This window comes from Calditrichota bacterium (assembly GCA_013152715.1).
Lineage (GTDB): Bacteria > Zhuqueibacterota > Zhuqueibacteria > Thermofontimicrobiales > Thermofontimicrobiaceae > 4484-87.
Map to the genome: position 1 here is coordinate 1 of JAADFU010000121.1, position 20,757 is coordinate 20,757.

General features: G+C 43.5%; 15 protein-coding genes. 6 read left to right on the forward strand and 9 right to left on the reverse strand.

The window, feature by feature from the left end; all coding sequences use genetic code 11:
• Positions 1-253 precede the first annotated feature (253 nt).
• From GXO74_09785 to GXO74_09800, 4 genes are all read right to left on the reverse strand, one after another.
• Positions 254-994: an MBL fold metallo-hydrolase gene (locus tag GXO74_09785; GenBank protein NOZ61957.1), complete on the reverse strand. Its 741-nt coding sequence runs from the start codon at positions 992-994 to the stop codon at positions 254-256.
• A 139-nt stretch (positions 995-1,133) separates the two neighbouring features.
• Positions 1,134-2,645, reverse strand: coding sequence for a capsule assembly Wzi family protein (locus tag GXO74_09790; GenBank protein NOZ61958.1), 1,512 nt, complete (start codon positions 2,643-2,645; stop codon positions 1,134-1,136).
• A 24-nt stretch (positions 2,646-2,669) separates the two neighbouring features.
• Positions 2,670-4,793 carry a hypothetical protein gene (locus tag GXO74_09795; GenBank protein ID NOZ61959.1) on the reverse strand — a complete coding sequence of 708 codons (2,124 nt, stop codon included), beginning with the start codon at positions 4,791-4,793 and terminating at the stop codon, positions 2,670-2,672.
• A gap of 682 nt (positions 4,794-5,475) precedes the next feature.
• A complete protein-coding gene (locus tag GXO74_09800; GenBank protein NOZ61960.1) occupies positions 5,476-5,703 on the reverse strand; it encodes a hypothetical protein in 228 nt (75 codons plus the stop codon).
• A 155-nt stretch (positions 5,704-5,858) separates the two neighbouring features.
• Here GXO74_09800 and GXO74_09805 point away from each other — a divergent pair, with 155 nt between their 5' ends.
• The gene (locus GXO74_09805; protein NOZ61961.1) at positions 5,859-8,675 is read left to right on the forward strand and encodes a T9SS type A sorting domain-containing protein; all 2,817 of its coding nucleotides are present in this window, start codon (positions 5,859-5,861) and stop codon (positions 8,673-8,675) included.
• 56 nt (positions 8,676-8,731) lie between these two features.
• Here GXO74_09805 and GXO74_09810 read toward each other — a convergent pair whose 3' ends face one another.
• On the reverse strand, positions 8,732-10,576 hold the full coding sequence (locus GXO74_09810) for a thioredoxin fold domain-containing protein (protein NOZ61962.1): 1,845 nt from the start codon (positions 10,574-10,576) through the stop codon (positions 8,732-8,734).
• Between the two features lie 161 nt (positions 10,577-10,737).
• On the opposite strand from GXO74_09810, the gene GXO74_09815 reads away from it, so the two are divergent.
• The gene (locus GXO74_09815) at positions 10,738-11,733 is read left to right on the forward strand and encodes an asparaginase (GenBank protein ID NOZ61963.1); all 996 of its coding nucleotides are present in this window, start codon (positions 10,738-10,740) and stop codon (positions 11,731-11,733) included.
• A 66-nt stretch (positions 11,734-11,799) separates the two neighbouring features.
• Here the strand turns inward: GXO74_09815 and GXO74_09820 are convergent, their stop codons facing one another.
• A complete protein-coding gene (locus GXO74_09820) occupies positions 11,800-12,000 on the reverse strand; it encodes a cold-shock protein (protein NOZ61964.1) in 201 nt (66 codons plus the stop codon).
• A gap of 391 nt (positions 12,001-12,391) precedes the next feature.
• Here GXO74_09820 and GXO74_09825 point away from each other — a divergent pair, with 391 nt between their 5' ends.
• The 4 genes from GXO74_09825 to lpxK are packed head-to-tail and all read left to right on the forward strand — an operon-like array spanning position 12,392 to position 16,277.
• Positions 12,392-13,396: a Gfo/Idh/MocA family oxidoreductase gene (locus tag GXO74_09825; GenBank protein NOZ61965.1), complete on the forward strand. Its 1,005-nt coding sequence runs from the start codon at positions 12,392-12,394 to the stop codon at positions 13,394-13,396.
• A 17-nt stretch (positions 13,397-13,413) separates the two neighbouring features.
• Positions 13,414-14,577, forward strand: coding sequence for a lipid-A-disaccharide synthase (gene lpxB, locus GXO74_09830; protein ID NOZ61966.1), 1,164 nt, complete (start codon positions 13,414-13,416; stop codon positions 14,575-14,577).
• Positions 14,567-15,232 (forward strand): lysophospholipid acyltransferase family protein, encoded by a 666-nt coding sequence (locus GXO74_09835; protein ID NOZ61967.1) that lies wholly within the window; start codon positions 14,567-14,569, stop codon positions 15,230-15,232. Before lpxB ends, GXO74_09835 begins: the two co-directional genes overlap by 11 nt.
• Positions 15,213-16,277 carry a tetraacyldisaccharide 4'-kinase gene (gene lpxK, locus GXO74_09840; protein ID NOZ61968.1) on the forward strand — a complete coding sequence of 355 codons (1,065 nt, stop codon included), beginning with the start codon at positions 15,213-15,215 and terminating at the stop codon, positions 16,275-16,277. The genes GXO74_09835 and lpxK overlap by 20 nt, the downstream gene beginning before the upstream one ends.
• A gap of 32 nt (positions 16,278-16,309) precedes the next feature.
• Here lpxK and GXO74_09845 read toward each other — a convergent pair whose 3' ends face one another.
• The 3 genes from GXO74_09845 to GXO74_09855 all read right to left on the reverse strand — a co-directional run bounded on the left by GXO74_09845 (position 16,310) and on the right by GXO74_09855 (position 20,737).
• On the reverse strand, positions 16,310-16,654 hold the full coding sequence (locus GXO74_09845; GenBank protein NOZ61969.1) for a hypothetical protein: 345 nt from the start codon (positions 16,652-16,654) through the stop codon (positions 16,310-16,312).
• A 246-nt stretch (positions 16,655-16,900) separates the two neighbouring features.
• Positions 16,901-18,964 (reverse strand): T9SS type A sorting domain-containing protein, encoded by a 2,064-nt coding sequence (locus tag GXO74_09850; GenBank protein ID NOZ61970.1) that lies wholly within the window; start codon positions 18,962-18,964, stop codon positions 16,901-16,903.
• A 114-nt stretch (positions 18,965-19,078) separates the two neighbouring features.
• The gene (locus tag GXO74_09855) at positions 19,079-20,737 is read right to left on the reverse strand and encodes a T9SS type A sorting domain-containing protein (GenBank protein ID NOZ61971.1); all 1,659 of its coding nucleotides are present in this window, start codon (positions 20,735-20,737) and stop codon (positions 19,079-19,081) included.
• Positions 20,738-20,757: the final 20 nt, after the last annotated feature.

Genomic DNA, 20,757 nt, shown 5'->3' on the forward strand with positions numbered 1-20,757 from the left:
TTTCTTTCAATACAAGTTCTGTGGTAAGTTTCTGTCTTTTTTTATTTATTTTTTGTTTCCTTATGTGTTTTTCAAATTACAATGTTCCTGGTGACGAGTTTTGCGTTTGCTGTTTTTGAAAATTGACTCAAGAATGAACTAAATTTCTAAAATGGACTATTTCAAAACTGCTGATGCGAGTGCTATTTAGTAGCTTTGTCATATCCGCACCCGAATGAATTCAGATGCTAATACAATTGCACTAAATAAAAAACTACCGCAAATCTCTAATTCTCACTTCGATCTCTTTCTCATTTTTGAGCAGATCGACTAATTTCTGCGGATCGGTGTCGCCGTAATGATAGGGATACAAAATTTTCGGGCGAAAAGCTTTTGCCGCATCGGCAACCATTTCCGGCGTCATCGTGTACGGCAAATTCATCGGCAGAAACGCGATGTCGATATTTTTCAAGTTCTTCATCTCTGGCGTGTTCTCTGTATCTCCGGCGATGTAAACACGTTTGTCGCCAAAAGTGATGATGTAACCGTTGCCGCGACCTCTGGGATGAAACGGCTTGCCATCGCGGCGTTTGTGTTTGATATTGTACGCCGGCACAGCCTCGATTTTCCAGCCCAGAACAGTCTTCACGTCGCCGTTCTTCATGAAGATGGCTTTGCGTTTGCACTTTTCCGCGCAGGGACGCGTCATGACGATGACGGTGTTTTTCTTCCAAATATTTTTTATTGCCACCGGATCGAGATGGTCGTAATGTTCGTGAGTGAGCAAAATCAAATCTGCCGCCGGCATTTTTGAGTAATCCGCTTCTTTCATCACCGGATCCACGTGAATCACTTTCCCCTGAAACTGAAACATCAGACTCGCATGACCAACGGCAGTGATTAACAGCGGGCCTTGCGAGGTAGCAATGGTGTCCGTGCGAAAAGTTTTCTGCGCAAAAGCGGAGTTGAAAGAAAGAAAAAATACGCCGACAAAAAACAGAGTTATTTTTCTCATAACAACACCCCTTCTTTTATTGTAAATCAAAAATTTGACCGCTATAATGTAATACTGCGAACCCGAAATGTCAAGTATTTTGTAAAAAAGATTTGTTCAAATCAAAAATTGGAATTTGAACTGAACGAAAATTTGGGATTTAATCGAACGGAAGCGGCTGAATAAACAAATAGGAAAAACCAAATTTGAAAATTAGATTTGATTTGTCAGACGTTCGGTTGGAGTAATGGTTGGGGTCTTTGCGGTAAATCAAGTCAGCGGAAAAAATTAGCGATGGATTGAAAAAATAATCAATTGTGAATTGTTCAATAAAATTATTTTTAACCGGCGTAATGGGAAATTTTTCCTTGATCATTAAAAATACATCTTGCAGAGAAACATCTCCGTACCTGCCCCAAATTATTTTATTGTGCAAGTAAAGCGGGAATTTTCCCCAATAGCCGAATTCAAATTTAAGCTCCTCGCAGCCGGCGCAGGGATAGCCCAAGCCCAGACCGCGGTAATGATAATTCTCCCAAGTCGTTTTCGATTGATAAGTTCGATTCCAGACGCGATTGTAGGTCAGATTGAAATTTGTCCCTCTGAAAATCAGATCTCCTGCCCGCAGAGAAATCAGACCAGCAAATCTGTCCGGGTACTGTGCGCGATCATTTATGCCAGGCTCGTTATTGACAATGATGTCGTCAATTAAAAATTGACCGTAAACCGTCCATTTTTTCGCAGGTTTGTAAAATAGATCCACAGCCCAGAAGCCGTCCATTTGTCGGCGGTCGTTACGTTGCACCGGGTAGTAGAAATTTGCCGGATTCATGAAAGAAAACTCAAAATCTCTGCCCGGACCGCCGTAAGTTGCCATTTCAGTGAATCCGATTTGGAAATTCGGTCTGATCATTAAATCCAGTCGATGCCCGACTAAAAACTTGCGGCAATTTGGGATCAAACTGTCCGGTTTTTCGAAACTGGCGCCGGTCAAATCTTCGAGTTGGGCGAAAATCATGGAAAAGCGAAATGTTTTCGCCGTGTACTGAAAAAGGGCGTGATCGTAGCTGTAGGGATTGTCGGAAAGAATGAGACTGTAATCATTCACCGGCCCCCAGTTGCGCTTGGTTCTGCCGATGAAAAAATTGAAGCGATTGAAATTTAAATTCAGGTAGGCTTCGTTGATTCTACCGTAGAGCCAGTTTTCGGATTCCGACAGATCTCCGGCGAAATGGGGATCGCGTTTGTAATTTTGATCGAATGTAGTGAGATTCCCGATGGTAAAATTTTTGGAATGATAAAAAAATCCGCCCTCGGCACGAGTGCGATTGAGGAAAACTTCATCGCGTTTCAGATGATCACTGGCGCGAAGGATGAATTTGCTGCCCGAATTTCCCAGCCATCTCTTCCAGCGAACGTGAAAATAGTCTGCCCCAGTTTCCTGAACTTTTTCCGAAAAAATTTGAGAAAAAGTGTACGGCTGCTGCAGAACAAAATCCGGCGTAAAACTCCCGCGGTTGATTTCATAATCCAAAAAGTGATAGATGAAATCATCCAGCGGGAAATAACTGCCATTGGACTGAGCAAAAGCGGGAATGGCAAGCCATAAAAAAAGCATCTGCAAAAGCAGCAGACACTTTTTTGCTTTTTTCAAAAGAGTCAGATTTTTCAAAAAATTTATCGCCATAAATTCAACTTACAAACTACGCGCTTTTTTGAACAAAATATTAAACACCGCTTTGGTAAAATATTTAACGTCTGTGACGAACGGCTGTTTCATTTTTTGTGCCAGATATTCGCGCTCCGAGGCAACAATTTCATCAAAATTTTTCGGCAAATCCGCGTAATACGGGGGAAACAGACCGGGTTTGAATTTCACCCGCAGATTTTTCAAATCATCGGGATAAAGGTTAAAGTACTGCTCGCTCAAAGCACGCACGCCAACCAACGCCAAATCGCCCCGAATAAAATTTACCAATTGCGGCAATTCATCCAGCCAAAAGCGACGCAAGACTTTTCCCCATTCAGTCACGCGAAAGTCTTGCTTAAATTTACCGTTTTCCTGAAGATTATTTTTCTGAAAAACATATTCCTGTAAAAATTCAGAGTACGGGTGCATGGTGCGAAATTTTCGAATGTACACCGGTTCGCCATTGAGTCCCACGCGGTTCAGCTTAATCACTGGCCCATACGACGGATCCCGAACCAAAGAAGGATTTTTGTTGCATTGAACGATAAAGTAAAGTCTGGTGTTAATTTCTCTCGTCGCAATAATTTTGAATCCGCAAAAACTCAGTCGGCCCAGGGTCTCCGCTTTTGACAAAACCCTATTTTTACCTTTAGTCAGGAAAAAGTACAACTTTTTGAAAACAGGTAATTTAGGAATGATGCGCCGCACGATAAAATCAATCGGATAAATCACCCGAGCGAACAAAATCGGAAATTTTTTAAAAATACTTTTCCGATGCGTCTCAATTGTGTCCACAACGCCGACGAAAAAACCGCCGTTGTAAATTTTCCGGTGCACCGCGAGAAAATATTTATTGAGATAACGGAAATCATTCACCCGATGCAAATTAATAATCAAGTCCAGCGTTTGATTCTCCAATACCTCAATGTTATAAGCAGTGTGAGTGTTCAAGACTTTTAACGAATTGGCGTCAATATTCTCCAACGGGACGTGAGCCTCGATGAATCTAAATAGCTGTCGATGCTCTTTCAAATAGTAACGGCGCAATTTCTCTGTTGCCGGAAGACCTATGCGATTTTTGGATTTGGTCGTTTCGCTCAAAGACAGAGCCGGCGGTTCCTGCCCGGCGAAGATCACCTCTTTCACCTCGCTGATCGTATGCACATCATTGACGCGCTGAAGTTCCGACCAATCAAGATAATAGAGAAAATAAAATGCCAGCTCCGCGCCAAACCAGAAGACAAATGTTCCAAAAATCTGTATCCTTGACAAATAAAAAAGATGAAACGCGTAAACAGTAATCGCGGTCAGAGAAAAAATCATGAAGAACGACTTGATGTACGGCGCAATCGCATAATAAATGTTCTGATGATTTCGGACTTCAAATTTGCCAGTAAAAATGCCCGTCAAAAACCACAGACCATAGCTCAACCAGAGAAGATTTTGATACTCAGGTAAAAGTCCTAAAACCCCTCGTTTGTAATAATGAAACGCAAAAAAAGAAATGGTCAACATTATAAAATCAGCAAGAAACAGGAAGTAAGAAAAATGGTGCTGCTTGACAAGATTCGTCGGGAAGTGCAAACGCGGTTCCGGCATACGTCTTTTTGTCACAACTGAATAAATAGTAAATGCGAACGTTTCAGACAGAAAAAGAACAGATACCGTCCCAAATGTCTGAACTCGCGACAAATCATGAAGACCGCCGAGCACCATCAAACTGGCGAGCAGAAACAACACCGCCACATTGGATTTTAACAATGACGAAATTCCCGTATGATAGGAACGATAGGTCTCTCTCTCGAATTTCTGAAATAAAAGGGAGACAACAAACCACACGCCGGAGAGAAGCAAAAAAAACGACACATACCGATCGGACACCATAAAGGAATTTTGTCTAAAAAAATTCAACAGTAAAACGGAAAAAATAACTAATCCGAAGTTAAGAAAAAAAGCAGCTATCCGAAATAGTTTGCGTTTCGATTCATAATTCTGTCTCAGGTCATATTCTTCATAAAATTTTTTCTTGCTCTCATTATAGCTACCGGGAGCCTGATAAACCGCGCTTTCCGTTGCAACGTTCGGATAGATGCGTTTCCGGGTTACTTGGGATGTCTGGTGTGGGTCCACGGCCAAATTCCTTTCTTGAAGTTTTTCTCAACTAGAGACAGACCAATTCAATTTTTTGAATATGGACATTTGATGTATGACCCCCCAGGTGAAAATATTTTGTTAAATTGGTAAATTTTCCTTGGTGCCGAAGCTGAGCAAAAAGTTGTTAAAAAAATCACTACCATCTCTTAATGTCAGACATTAATGAAGTCGTCTTTATTTACAAGCATTGCATATCTGTGACATTTTAAAAATCAATAATTTAAATCGGTCAATGATTAGCAAATTTTATACCAAAATCAAAATCGCTTTTTTGATTTTCTCCCGATGAATATAATTCATTGTAATTATTTACTTTGAAAGGTTAACTTATTGTTATTTTAGAGGTTAAGTTTTACGCCGGAAATTTAGTGTTCAGTTTTGAGGTACATATTTAAAAATCAGTGGCTAAAAACAGATCACCTTGTGGCAGAAATGATACACTACCGTCTCAAAAGTGTAACATTATGCGTCACTTTGATAAGTTTTCTCGAATTTCCTACATATTGTCGTTTTGAAAAAAATAGATTTGCCCGATAAATTTGAGCAGGATTTCAGATGGCAGTGATGGGTGAGCGGTTAGTGGAATCCAGGATTAATGATTGACGATTTTCGATTGCGGATTGACGATTACGACTTGCCACATTAAAAGTCACAGATATTACATAAAATTTGCCTTTCTCCTCAATTTTTGAAAAAATCTCTTGACAAATATCCATTTTTTTGGTAATTTTGACATAGAATCTACTACTACATCGGTAAAATTAGCGCACTCTGCTTTCTGATTTTTTTTCAACTTTTGCCGTTTTTCTTTTGGCAAATCAAATGAAATATGACAATCCGAATAAGGTCTCCATTTTATTGCAAAACATTTCAGTTCTTTTTCCATTTTTGCCCAACAACAGCATTCTCAACAATCTATCCGGAGCAAGCATGAGACGTGCGAATCGGAAATCTCTCAAGATCGTTTTTACCAAAGCAGAGATTTTTAGATAATAATCAATCAAAAAATTCTTTGTTAAAAAAAAGAGGGAGGGTATTGCCATGAAAAAAATTTCTCTGTTCGTACTGACGGCGTCCGTCATTATTTTTCTGTTTATTCCTTTGCGCGCGAAAGCTCAACAAGACAAAGGAAGTTCGCTTTTTAAAAAAATTCGCGAAAAACAGAGCGTCAGCAAAACCTTCATCCCGATGGGCAAAAAACGGCTTTCGGAAAACGTGAAACAGAGAATCTTCAACAAAATGGCTGAACAAAGGATGGCAATCAGAAGAATGCAACCGGCGGAAAAACACTATTCCAAAATCAAAAAAAATTTTAACCCAAATCAAAAAGCCTTGGGCAGCGGCGTCATTTCCGGCTTTGTTTTTGAACAGGACGGAGTAACGCCTATTCAGCATCAGGTTACGATCGAAGTTTTTGACGATGCGGTGAGTTATGCCGGGATTGATTTTGTCGACGATTACGACAACTACTACGAAATAACGGATTTGGAAACTGGCGATTATTACGTTTGGGCGGTTTCTGGCAATTACATCGATGAATTTTATGACAACGCAGCCAACTTTTCGGATGCTTCGCTGGTTCACGTTCAGAACGGTCAGGTGACGGCAAACATTAATTTCAGCCTTCAGCCCAATACCGTAGGGGTTGGCGCGATTTCAGGTAATGTGACAGCTCCCAACGGCTTACCGGAATCCAACTGCATTATCGAAATTTATGGCGAAAATCAGAATTATCAAGGGTCCGAATCTGTAAACGCTAACGGAGACTACCTTCTTTCAAGTTTGGCTGCCGGAAATTATAAATTACTTTTGCGATACTACGGAGACCAAAATTACGCCAGCGAATGGTACGAGAATGCCTCCAACTTTTCTGACGCCACTTTCATTTCAGTGACAGAGGGTGATACGATAAAACATGTTGACTTCGTACTTGACTGGGGCGGCTGCATCGCCGGGAAGATTGTTAGGCCGGATGGGTCTCCTTTGGAACAATACGATTATGTAAATTTAACTGTATATGATCTGGATTACAATTGGGTAAACTCTTTTCCCGTAGATGAATCAGGTAATTTCAATATTTCACAACTTCAAACAGGCTCATACAAGTTGCAATTTGAGTACGACGGAATGAATAATTTCTTTGGCGGCTGGTACCTGGAGGCAAATAATTTTGAATCAGCGACTCCGATAAATGTTACTGCTGGCGATACGGTCAAAAATATTATTTTTACATTAAGAGAAGCCGGAGCAATCTCCGGCAGAGTGACCGGGCCTAACGGCGCGCCAATTGAGTGGGAAGTTGAAATTACCGCTTATGACCAAACAAACGAGGAAGTGGGTTTTTCGCAGAGCGAAGAAAATGGTTTTTATTCCATTAGCAGCCTTCCCAGCGGCAAATATAAATTATTTGCAGAATATACATCCATGTACGCCGCTAACATCATTCAAACGCCCGCCAGCGAATGGTTCGATGGCGTTTATGATGAAACTTTAGCCGCCTGGGTGGACGTCACTGCCGGCGATACCACTAAAAATATCGATTTCACTCTTGAAGCCGGCGGTGTGATCAAAGGAAATGTTTACTCGCCGGAAAATGCTTTGCTTGATTATAGCGGCACAGTAACTGCTTACGACTCAACCGGCAAATTGATCAGGCAAGGAATTAACGCCAATCTGGGAATGTATATGGTCGCCGGATTACCGACCGGATCATATAAACTATATTTCATCTATAATGGCGAGCAAAATTATCTGAACGAATGGTACGATGGAAAATCAAATTTTCTCGCCGGCGATGACGTTAATGTTATTGCCGGACATTGGACCTCGGGAATTGACTTCACTCTGGACTATGTCAGTGGCTTTAAGGGGATGATCAAGGATGCCTCGGGCAATGCACTCACTGGAGAGACGCACTATGTGCTCGTTTATCTGATAGATCCACAGACCGAAGAGTTTGCGGAAGGAGATGTCGCCAATGAATTAGGCGGATACAATTTTAAATTACACGGAGTCAGCTACAAAATTGCCGCTTGTTCAGGATACGGAAACTGGATGAGTGAAGACGATTCTCTTTCGCTCACTTTTTATGGGCAAGGTCATAGCTTGAATGACCCGAATACCGAAACAGTCGCCATCATCCCTGATTCCATAATTGGACTCGACGACATTACGATGCAAAAAGCAACCGGTTCAATTTCCGGAAAGGTTTTTGTCCCAATAACCGATGAACTGATGACTGAAGGCATCTACTACATCTTTGCCTTTGACGAAGACGGATGTCTGGCAAAATTTTCTGCTTTTGAAGATGAATCAGGACCTATCAATGGCTCCTACGCAGTAAAAGGTTTACGGCCCGGTAACTACTATTTATTAGCGCTGGCGCAATCACAGAATTTCGGCGTAACCATTTGGGCGACGGCGCAATGGTATGGTGATATTTTCTGGAATGGTTCGATCGAATTTCTTTCACCCAAAATGGAGATTCCGCAGGGCGCTGTGCCCATTACTGTCGGAACTGGCGATACGCCTAATATTGATTTTCATTTATCCATGCCAACAGATGTTCCCTCAAAGTCACAGCCACAAGTGGCAAAGCAATATCGTCTGAGACAAAACTACCCCAATCCATTCAATCCGGAAACTACAATTCAATATGAGATTCCCAAAGCGACTCACGTTGAATTGTCCATTTACAACTTATTGGGGCAAATGATTCAGACATTGGTTGACAAAAAACAATCGGCCGGAAGCTACAAATTGCGCTGGAATGCCAGCAATTTGCCGTCGGGAATTTATTTCTATCACTTGAAAACAAAGGATTTCGTCAAAACGCGCAAGTGCTTATTTTTGAAATAAAGGCCCAAAGTGTACTCCATCTTTAAGGTGGAGTACACTTTATAAACTACGCTTGTTTACTTCGTTCCTTTTTCCATCATTTTCAAAAATTTATCTGCCCCCACAAAACCGATTGCGCGCAAATCCTTCACTTCATTTCCGTTTTTGTCAATGAAAATAAACGTCGGCATGCCGGTGACGCCCCAGTGAGCCTTGAATTTCTTCACTGTTTCATTCGGTTTGGTGCAGTCGATTTTTATCATGGTAAATTCTTTAGCTTTTTCAATGACTTTTTTATCGGAAAAAGTCTTTCTATCCATTTCTTTGCAGGGTGCACACCAGTCAGCGTAAAAGTCAAGAAAAACCGGTTTCCCGGGAGCAGCCAGTTGCTCCACAGTTCCCTGCTCGTAATGAATCCAGTTTATACCAGCTTTTTTCTCTGTCAGACTGCTATTGACCAGAAAAATACCAAGAAGAATCACTAAAATCCCGAAAATTCCTCTGCCAATCTTAAAATTCTTCGTGTAGCCAGGCGCATGATCCAGAAATCCTAACAGCAAACCGCCAAAAATTGCCAGCAAACCGAAAAAGAAGTTGCTCATGTTCGGCACATGTTTCGCCTGCGGCAAAAAGAAATACAGCGCCACGCCTACAAGCAACACGCCGAATAGCTTCCTGATCCAGACCATCCACATGCCGGATTGTGGGAGTTTATTCAACAAACCGGAAAATGTCGCCAAGAACAAATACGGCACACCAAGACCAAGTCCCATCACAAAAAATAGCAATGTGCCTTTGGCGACAATGCCCAATTTTGCCACGAGACCAACGAGTCCGATAATAATTCCGGCAGCGCACGGCGCAATCACTACACCAACGGTCAGACCCATCACGAGCGCTCCGATATTTCCCTCGCGCGATTTTCCCAGCGACGACGACAGCCAGGCAGGAATGGTAATTTCAAACGCGCCAAACATGCTCGCCGCCATCGCTAAAATGATCACTGTTACCGCAATGACAAACCAGGAACTTTGAAACAAAAATCCCCATTGCTTGCCGGCAAGCCCGGAAATCAGACCCAAAGCGGCAAAAACAAGGGCAATTCCCACCACGTAAAACAGCGCCATCACAAACGCGGAACCTTTTGAGCGGCCGCTTTGGCCGCCGAAATAGCCGACAGTCAAAGGAATGACCGGGTAAACGCACGGCGTCAGATTAATCGCCAGCCCGAAAATGAAAAAAGCGAGTATCGCATACGGCAGACCTTTTTCCAGCACACGTTTTGCGCGCAACTCATCTGAAGTGAATTCGACCGCTTGTTCCGGCTGCTCTTGTTTCACAATTTCACCGGCGACGATCGACGCGTTTGATGCTTGCTCCCCGGGTGTTGCTGCCACTGCTTTTACTTCAGCGGCTGCCCCTTTTTTTTCTGCAACGAAAATCGGAACCGCAAAATTCAATGTTTGGGGAGCGAAACAATTCACGTCATTGCACGCTTGAAAACTGAAACTTCCCTTGATAATTTGTTTCCCGATAGTGACTGCCTGCGTGATTTCAGCCGATGTTTTTACGGTAATTTTTCCCTCGTAAACTGAAAGCGGTTCTTCTGAAAAAGAAAACTTTGCTTCTTTCGCCTTCGGATATTTGGTCTCCCCGAAATTCACTCCTGCGATTGGCTCAAACTTAACCACGGTAGGAATGAGGTACTCTTCGGTAGGCTTGTTGGAATTGATGTGAAATTCCGGCTCAATAGTCGCGACAACCTCGATGGCAGTCGCACTTGCCGGGAAAACGGTGTCCGGCACTGCCTTCGCAGTAACAGTAACAATTTTTACGTCAAAAGGATTTTGAGCAATTAAATTATTCTCTCCGACGAATAACAACAACAGAATCAGTCCAGTTACAAAAAATTTACTTTTCATGAGCCTCTCCGTCCTATTTACTACTTGATTTTGATGATTATTTTACTCATATTTATTCTTGCAGTTCCTTGCGGTGGATTTAGATGCTGACTATTTTAGCGAGATTCGCTGCTCAAGCGATTTCTGTTTTGTCAACAAAACAATTGAAATGGGAATAAGCCATGCCTCGAAAAAAATTACTATTGATCACAACTGGCGGCACCATCGCCATGAAAAGAGACACTCATTCGCAAATCATCGCTCCGGCAGCCAGCGGAGAAGAACTGTTAGCGTCAGTGCCGGGGATCAAAAAATACGCGGACATCGAACTGATCGAATTTTCCAACATTGACAGCTCAGAAATGACGCCACAGATGATGTTTGAGCTGTCTCAGCTCATTCGAAAACAGGTCGCACGGCGAAAGATTGACGGCATCGTGATTACTCACGGCACGGATACGCTGGAAGAAACCGCCTACATGATCGATTTGCTCACTGACTCGCCGCGACCTGTCGTGCTAACCGCTGCCATGCGCAGTTTTGACGATCCAGGAACCGACGTCCCGACAAATTTGTACGCCGCCGTAAAAGTTGCCTGCGCTGATGTTTGTCACGGAGTCGGAACTGTCGTCGTGATGAACGATGAAATTCACGCCGCCCGGGAAGTGCGAAAAACTTACACCAGCAATGTTGCAACGTTAGAATCTCCCGGTTATGGGCCTTTGGGGATCGTTGACGAGGACAATGTGATTATTTACCGCAAATCCCTGACAAAGGAATTTTTGCCTGCCGCTAAAATCGAGTTGCAGGTTCTTTTGCTGAAAATGTCCGCTGGCGACGATGGTTCACTGATTAAATTTGCCGTAGAAAACGGCGCGAAAGGTCTTGTCATCGAAGGCCTGGGTAGAGGAAATTTGCCCACGCTGGCGGCGGAAGAAACAATCCGCGCCATCAGATCGAATATTCCGGTAGTTTTGACGTCGCGCTGTTTCAAGGGACGCGTGCTTGGTATTTACGGCGGCAGCGGCGGCGGGAAAAAATTGCACGCTGCCGGGATTATTTACGGCGGCGATCTTTCCGGGCAAAAGGCGCGGATTAAATTGATGGTCGCGCTTGGCTTTGCTTCCGAGCGCGGCGAAATTAAAAAAATTTTTGAACAACGAATGTACAGAGAATAAGGCTAAATCAAATATAAAAAAGCCCCGATGAAAAAAATCACCGGGGCGACAATTCATCACCGAGCATTAGAGTTTGCGTACATTTATCGCTTGTAAACCTTTTGCGGTCTGTTCCGTTTCAAACTCAACCTTATCGCCTTCTTCCAAAGATCGAAATCCTTCCCCGACGATGCCTTTATAGTGCACAAACACATCATCACCCTGTTCGCGAGTGATAAATCCGTAGCCCTTAGAGCCATTGAACCATTTGACAGTTCCAGTTTCCATCGAAAAATCCTTTCTAAAAAAGCTAAAACTTACCCTGTTACCGACTCTGCGCTATTATTCAGCCTTCCCTCCAAAAAAAAATCGCATTGAACGGCAGATACACTGAGCCATTCGCAGCGAAGTCATTTTTTTTTGAGGCATTTGATAATTAAAATTCATAATAGCAAAACAGAGATACAGCAATCAGAAACAATTAATTAACATTGAAATATATGATAATTCAAAATAAAATGCAACAACTTTTTTGATTTTTTTCAATATTTTTGATTTTGGGGAATTGTCGCAGTGATCTCGGGTGATCTTAAAAAGCGACAGAGTTTCAGGCAAAAAAGGCGTTGATTCTCAATTTAATTTTTCGTACATTTAGCTCGCAAAAATTTGGAGGATAAGAGTGGATAAAATAAAAATTGGAATTTTGGGCGTCGGTCATCTGGGACGGTTTCACACACAAAATTATCTCTCGATCCCGGAAGCTGAAATTGTCGGAATTTATGATGCTGATTTCGCGCGCAGTCAGGCTGTCGCTTCCGAATTGAATGTACCTGTTTACAAAAATTTAGTCGATTTATTGGATAAAATCGAAGCTGCCAGCGTTGTCGTGACAACGTCAGCTCATCACCAAATAGCAACAGCCTGTCTGGAAAACGGAATTCACTGTCTGGTGGAAAAACCAATTACCAGCACGCTGGTTGAAGCGGATGAACTCATCGAATTGGCAGGGGAGAAAAATTTAATTTTGCAAGTGGGTCACATTGAGCGATTTAATCCGGCGCTTATGGCGTTGAACGGATTTGAATTATCCCCTATGTTCATCGAAAGCCACCGCTTAGCGTCGTTCAATCCACGCGGTACCGACGTGGCGGTTGTGCTGGATTTGATGATCCATGACATTGATATTATTTTGCATTTGGTGAAAAGTCCGGTCACGGAAATCGACGCTAGCGGTGTCGCGGTGATTACGCGCGCGGTTGACATTGCCAATGCCAGAATAAAATTTGCTAACGGCTGTGTCGCCAATGTGACCGCCAGCCGCATTTCACAAAAAGCCATGCGCAAAATGCGGCTATTTCAAAAGAATTGCTACATTGGCGTTGATTTTTTACAAAAATATTCCGAACTGTACCAGTTAGTGGACGCGAACGATTTTCAACCGCAAACCAATCAAATTCCTATCGAGTTCGGGCAAGTGAATCAATTTCAAACGCCGAAAAAAATTGTTTATGAGCGACGGCAGGTTGAAGAAGCCAATGCGTTAAAAATGGAATTGGAATCTTTTTTGCACGCCGTTCGCAGTGGAGAAAAACCGGCGGTGAGCGGAGAAGACGGCAGAGAAGCCCTGCGCGTGGCGATCGAAATCACCGGACTGATCGAAAAACAAGTTAAAAAGCTAATCTAAAAAGCTACGGTTAGACAATGGCGCCAAAAATAATGATTATTGCCGGCGAGGCATCCGGCGACTTGCATGGCTCGGGCCTGGTCAGAGAAATAAAATCAGCGATTGCGGAAGTTGACATTTTCGGAATTGGCGGCAATGGCATGAAATCCTTCGGCATGGAGTTGATTCACCATATCAATGAAATGAGCGTGCTGGGATTCTGGGACGTGATCAAACGATTTCGTTTTTTCAAAAAAGTCCATGATGAATTAGTTGAATTGATGGACTCGAACCGGCCTGACTTGTTGGTGCTGATTGATTACCCAGGACTCAATTTGAAACTTGCCCGGGCGGCGCACCAGCGGAAAATTCCCGTTTTGTATTACATCGCGCCGCAAGTCTGGGCCTGGGGCGCCGGACGCATGAAAAAGATGGCGGAAACCGTGACTAAAATGGCGGTCATTATCCCTTTTGAAGAAAAAATGTACCGCGCCGCCGGCATTGACGCTAAATTTGTCGGACATCCGCTATTGGAAGTGATTTCTGCTCAAATGAGCAAAAATGAGTTTTTTAAACAAAACCATCTTAATCCCCAAAAGAAGACAGTCGGTCTTCTGCCAGGTAGCCGCCCCCTTGAAGTGAAGCGATTGCTCTCGACAATGGCAGAAAGCACGTCTTCGTTGCGGGAAAAACATCCCGAAATTCAGATTTTAGTGAGTCAAACAACTTCAGTGGATAGCGCCATTTACGACGAGATTCTGCGCAGCCACCCGGATTTTAGACGAATTAAAAATCAGACCTACGAGATCATGAGCCACAGCGATTTACTCGTTGTTGCCTCCGGAACTGCGACACTGGAGTCTGCACTGTTCGAGAAGCCGCTCATCGTCGTTTATAAGGTCGATCCGCTTTCTTATTTTTTGGGAAAGACTTTAGTAAAAATAGATTCCATCGGCCTGGTCAACGTCATCGCTGAGAAAAAAATAGCTCCGGAATTCATTCAATATAATTTTTCAAAGGAGAAATTGATTCCCGAAATGGAAGATTTATTATTTAATGAAGTTAGGCGCGAAAAAATGATCAAAGAATTGAAAATTATCAGAGAAAAATTAGGCTCTCAAGGCGCATCAAAAATAACAGCGGAAATGGTTTTGAGCTTAATTGATCGCCATTCCAATCATGAGATAGCCCATGCTCGATAAAAAAACCAAAAAAAAGATCACTTTATTTCTTGCGATAAAGTTTGGCTGGCTGCTGGTGTTTGCGCTTGGCAAGTCGCTTTTCATCAAAGAAAAAGGCAGGCATTATCTGAAAAAATTGCAGCGGGAAAAGGCAAAATATATTTTCGTTCTCTGGCATGGTAGAATCATTGTTCCCATTTTTGTTCATCGCGGCGCGGGAATCACGCCGATGGTCAGTCAGCATAGCGACGGGGAGATGATCGCGCAAACAATGGAGAGATTGGGCTACCACACGGTGCGCGGCTCCAGTACACGCGGCGGTAAAGAAGCGTTTCACGAAATGGTCGCTCGCATCAATCGCGGATCTGTCGGCGCCATGATTCCAGACGGGCCTCGCGGACCAAGTCAGCAATTTAAACCAGGTACGATTTACATTGCCCAACAGGCTGACGCCTACCTGGTTCCTGTTTGTTTTTCCGCCAATCGCAAAATTGAATTCAGAAGCTGGGACAAATTCACCATGCCGTTGCCCTTTTCGAAAAACATTCTACTCTACGGCAAGCCCTTAAAAATTCCCCGAGAGGCGTCCCCCCGCCAATTGGCAAAATTGCGCAATGTTATTGAAAAGCGAATGATTGACCTGGAAAAAGAAGCCGATGACTATTTTCGAAAATAAAATTGTGCGAACATTCCTGTTCCCTTTGTCCCCTCTGTATGGCACTGTCATGCGCCTGCGCAATTTTTGTTACGACGCCGGCGTTTTTACGATCCATCGACTTCCGCGAACGAAAGTCATCAGTGTGGGCAATGTATCAGTTGGCGGAACCGGCAAGACGCCTTTTTGCATTTTCCTCGCCAAAGAATTGCAAAAAATGAAGTTGCGCGTCGCGATTCTCAGCCGCGGCTATCAGCGAAAATCGCGGGGCACGGTTGTCGTGTCCGACGGGGAAAAATTATTGGCTCACGTCGCCGCCGCCGGAGACGAACCATATTTGCTAGCGTATAATTTACCGGGCGTCCCGGTCGTCTGTGAATCAAATCGCTACCAGGGCGGCTTGTTCATTGAAAAAAATTTTCACCCTGACGTAATCATCCTGGATGATGGGTTTCAACACCGACGTTTGCATCGAGACCTTGACATCCTTCTCATTGACGCAACGCGTTTCCGCAAAGGACAAACAACTCTTCCCACCGGATATCTGCGTGAGCCGCTTTCCGGCCTTAAGCGGGCAAATTTGATTTGCCTGAGTCGCGTCGATCAAGGAAATGACCTTGAGCAGATATTTAAGGCAATAAAAGATTTTTCATCAGAACCAATCGTGACGGGCAGTCACAAACCTCGAAAGCTAATTCGCGCCGGCTCAGGTCCGGGGGAAGAGGTTTCTTTTTCTCTAATGAAAAACAAGCGCGTCTTTCTTTTTTCCGGCATTGCCAATCCCCGCTCGTTTGAGAAAACCATTCGTTCCGTAGGCATGATTGTCGGCGAGCATCTCGTTTTTCCTGATCATCACAACTACAGCGCCCATGAAATCGAACGAATCAAATTTCTTGCGACACAAGCCGATTGCGAAACAATCATAACGACTGAAAAAGATTTCACTCGATTGCGTCCATTTTCAGAAAATCTGCCGAAAGATTTACATTATCTGCAAATTGAATTTGAAATTTTACAAGGGAAGGATATACTGGCGAAACTGATTGACAGTTTTAAACAAGCCTGAAACATTCCTTACAAATCTTGAGCGGACAAGCATTAGTGAACAAATTTGAATAAAATAGTCAGCAAAATAATAATTCCAAACCCGATATTCATAAAGGTAAACATCATATTAAAACGTTTATTCATGTCTTCAAAACGTTTATCCATGTAACGCTGCATATCTTCAAAACGCTTATCAATAGCCTTAAATCCTTCTTTCATTGTCTCGGCGAGAAGGCGGATGTCACTCTTTTGTTCGATCATATTCTGATCGTAAGAGCCTTTGTCGACAATATTTGCCGTCAGCAGTTTAACGTAGCGATGGAGCGATTTTTTGTCCTTGACTTCAAATGCTCCCTCGAGCTCACGTTCCAAAAGTTCCGCTAAATCTTTCATCATTGACACACACTCTCTTTTGTGAAAATCTTTCTTTTAACATGAATGACAATAAAAAGATAACATTTTTTTGCTGAAATGTCAATAAATTTTTTGACCTGACTGTTTTGTCCTCTTTTGAGCTGCGACGACCACTGATTTTATTGACAACAAAACTTTCGTAAAAATCAGAAGTTGTTGATGAAAGAGTCTCACTCCCTTCTAACAGAAATGAGACTCTTTTCCTTAAAAATGATTAATCAAAAAATGCTATTTCAACAACAACATTTTTCGAGATGCAATGAATTCCCCGGCTTTTAACTGACAGATATAAACTCCAGTCACCACTTCATTGCCAAGCGCATCGCGGCCTTTCCATTTCAGGCGATAACTTCCGGCAGGCTGCTGCCCGGAAAATAGCGTTTTGATTTTTTGACCCTGCAAGTTAAAAATCGTCACTTCAACAGCGGCATTTTCCGGAAGTTGGTAGGAGATTTCGGTTTCGGGATTGAAAGGGTTGGGGTAATTTTGATCCAGATGAAACGTGGTCGGTGCAACAGCATTGTTTTGCTCTGATGTAACTTCTGCATTCACCACGCGATCGTCGAGGATCAATTGCTGAAATTGTACGCCGAGATTTGCCTTGCTAACATCATTTTTCTTTTTGAAAATTAGATTCAATTCAAGCGTTCTGCCAGATAAAGTTTTTGTGTTAGCAAAAGCAACGCTCAAATCGTCGTTTCGATTTTTTGCAGCAAAAATGACATTTTCTTCTGCTAATCCTACCGAAACAAACTCAAATCCACCGGAATTGAATTGCAAGTCTATTTTCCCGGAAATCGCATTTCCGGAAATTTCGACCGTCAGTGGTACAACTAATCGATTCTCGTCTTTCGTTTCCACTGATTGAATCGCAATCCTGGCGTTCAACGGCGCGCTGCCGGGTCGGAAAAGCTGCCAGTTTCCGGTCACGTCGCCGTAAACGATTCCAGTGAAATCCTGATCTGCCATGTCCGAATTCAGCGGATCAAAAACAAGCGAATCGGGTGCTGAATTCCAGTTCGTCTCTGTGACAGTAAAATTGTCCGGTACAAATGCCCAATCCTTTCCTATCGAAAATTGAGTAATGATGCCCACAGAATATTGTAGCACTTGGGAGGCATCGAACGGAGAGACGGAACCATTACCTGTCACATCCGCTGCAATTAGCTGCATCGGTGTCAATGTAATCAGCCCGACTGAATACTGCAATATTTTCGCCGCATCGAAAGGACTGATGCTCTGCGCCGCATCTCCTGCTTTCGTCGGTTGCAGCACATAAGAACCAGGCAACACATTCGCGAATTCGTAGTCCCCATTATTCGCCGACACCGTTTGCAATCCATCCAGATGAATATCGGCATTATCAATCGGTTTATTGCCGTTATAATAATGAAGACTGCCACTTACTGTAAATCCGGCGCTAACGGTAAAACTGCCGTCTTGAAGAATAGCCACCGGGTCTCCTTCGTTGAAAGTTACGCTCACCAGATCAAGAGCGCTCGTCTGTCCGGCGGTAGCTGACGGATTTACTTCGTATTCTATGTAAATCAAAATACCCTGTCCGCTGAGCGGCGAGACGTCAAATCCCCCAATTGTAATTTCACCGTCGGAAGTGGAAAAAGCAATATTCGACCAGGAAGAAGTCATTGTTCCGTTTATCTGAACATCCATCGGGGCGATGATATTGGTGTCCGTTTCAACTTTTACCTCAAAAGCCAGAACTCCCTTTCCCGTGAGATCATCTTCGACCATCACCGGAATAAGCAGGGTCTGCCCGGAAGCTCCGGAAGTGTCATGAATCGCAACGTGAATCCCTTCTTCCTGTCCCGCGCGAAATGTTGCCGGCGTTGTCGTGGAACCGGACAAATCATCAGTGAAACCATTAATTGTGAACTGACCTTCCCCGGAGGCGCCGGATTTCACCGTAAAACTCAACTTCACCAGCGTACCCGTGGTCCCGGAATTGATTTGCCCGCTGGTGGTAAAGCCCGCTACGCGCAAATTGCCCGCGCTGGTCTGATTCACCTGTTTGTACATCCAGGCGTCCAACAAAGTGCCGGAAAAATCTGCGCTATTGTACTGCAACAGATTGCTGGGATAGTGAAAATCAAATCCTAACGCGTCGATGGTGTTTCCGGCCCCTGAAAGGGCAATTTCAACAGTAAAAGTTTCGCCCGGAGAATGTTCATACAAAGTCTGCGACGGGCTAACATCCCATGCCGCCAGCAAACTAGGAGAGAGAAAAAACAGAAGTGGTGCCATTAAGACCAGCACCAACATTAACCGTTTCATGAATTGCCTCCAATTTTAAATAATATTTTTCACTAGTACAAATTAAACGATGAAATAAGTAGCCACAATAGTATTCGTTCTCGAATCTATTAAGTGATATTTTTTCCCAAAAATTCAGCGAATGAACAGCATCTTTTTCACAGCCCGAAAATCACCAGCATTTAGTTGGTAAAAATAAACGCCGCTGGCAACAGTCTGCCCTTTTTCATCAAGTCCGTCCCAAACAACATGATGCTCGCCCGTTCCCATTTTTCCGGAAATTAATGTCCGAATTCGCTGCCCCTTCGTGTTGAAAACTTGCAGCAAAACCTTCTCCTGTCCTGCCAGAAAAAATTGAATTGTCGTTTCCGGATTGAACGGATTGGGGTAATTTTGTTCGAGACGAAAAGAAGACGGAACGGGCTGCGCATTTTCGTTTGCGCCGATTAATTGAGCGCGAGACTCATTAATAATTGCAGTTGAAATTTCGATTTGAGGGTATCCTCCGGCGTGAGAACTTTTTTTCTCAAAAATTAGCATTACTTTCACGGGCTGATTTTTGAGCGAATAAGCTGAAGCAAACGCCACATCAATATTGCCAGATTTCGCGCCCGCTTTGAATAATAGATTACCACGATTTCCGCCAATAACTGCTTCTGAAAATTTGAAATCAGTCGCAGTGTAATGCATTTCAATCTGCCCGGCAAATGTCTCATCGCTGAAATTTAAAATAAGCGGAATGCCAATTTTGCTTTCTGAAATCATTCCCGGAGATTCCAACTGATAGCGTACCTGGACGGGCGCTTGTTTTTTCAATCCTCCGCTCCAGTTCCCGGTCACGTCGCCAAGAACAATAGCCTTGAAATCCACTCCAGTTGTGTCTCGATCTAACGGCTTGAGTTCGATCGAATCCGGCGCAGAATTCCAATTTGTTTCATTTAACGAATACAAAAACGGCAAGAAAAACCAATCTCGGCCGACAGGAAACGATTCAATGAGCCCGACACTGTACTGCAAGATATAGGAAGCATCAAAAGGAGATACGGATCCATTCCCCGAAACGTCGCCGGCGATCAATTGATAGGGATTCAACTCGATGAGTCCTACCGCATATTGCAAAATTTTAGCTGCATCAAACGGAGAAATGCTTCCGCCGGTATTGTCAATTTTTGCCGGCTTGATGACATAATTTCCGGCCGGTATTTGTGAAAAAGAAAATTCCCCGCTGGAATTCGTGCTGCTGATAAAATTCGCCAGAACGGCGCTCACCCCTGGGACAGGAAAGAGATTGTTGTAATAACGAACATAGCCGGTGACAGAAAATCCGGCTGATGGAACGCGGAAAAGCGCCGAGTCTCCCACTGCGTCAACGAGATCGTCAGTGAAGCTATTGGGGAAAATATACCCTTCTCCCGAAACCGATGGTTCCACTTCAAAAACCACATTCACCAATTTGCCGGTCGTTCCGGAATTAATCTGCCCCGTCGTCGTAAATCCGGCGATTCGCAGGACGCCATCAGAAAGCAACTGCGCCTGCTTGAACATCCACGGTTCCAAAACAGTCCCTTCGAAATAAGCCCTGCGGAAATTGAGCAATGTCCCCGGATAAGTCAAATCAAATCCCATGGCATCAATGGTATTTCCGTCGCCGCCAATCGTCAGCGCCACGACAAAGCTGTCTCCTGGACTATATTCGTAAGTGTCAGCGGACGGCGCCACCTGCCAATTTCCCAATGATACCGAAAATAGCAGTAGGCAAAAACTGAAAATGAAGTAAAAAGTTTTCCTTCGCATGGTGCTCTCCTTAATTTGTT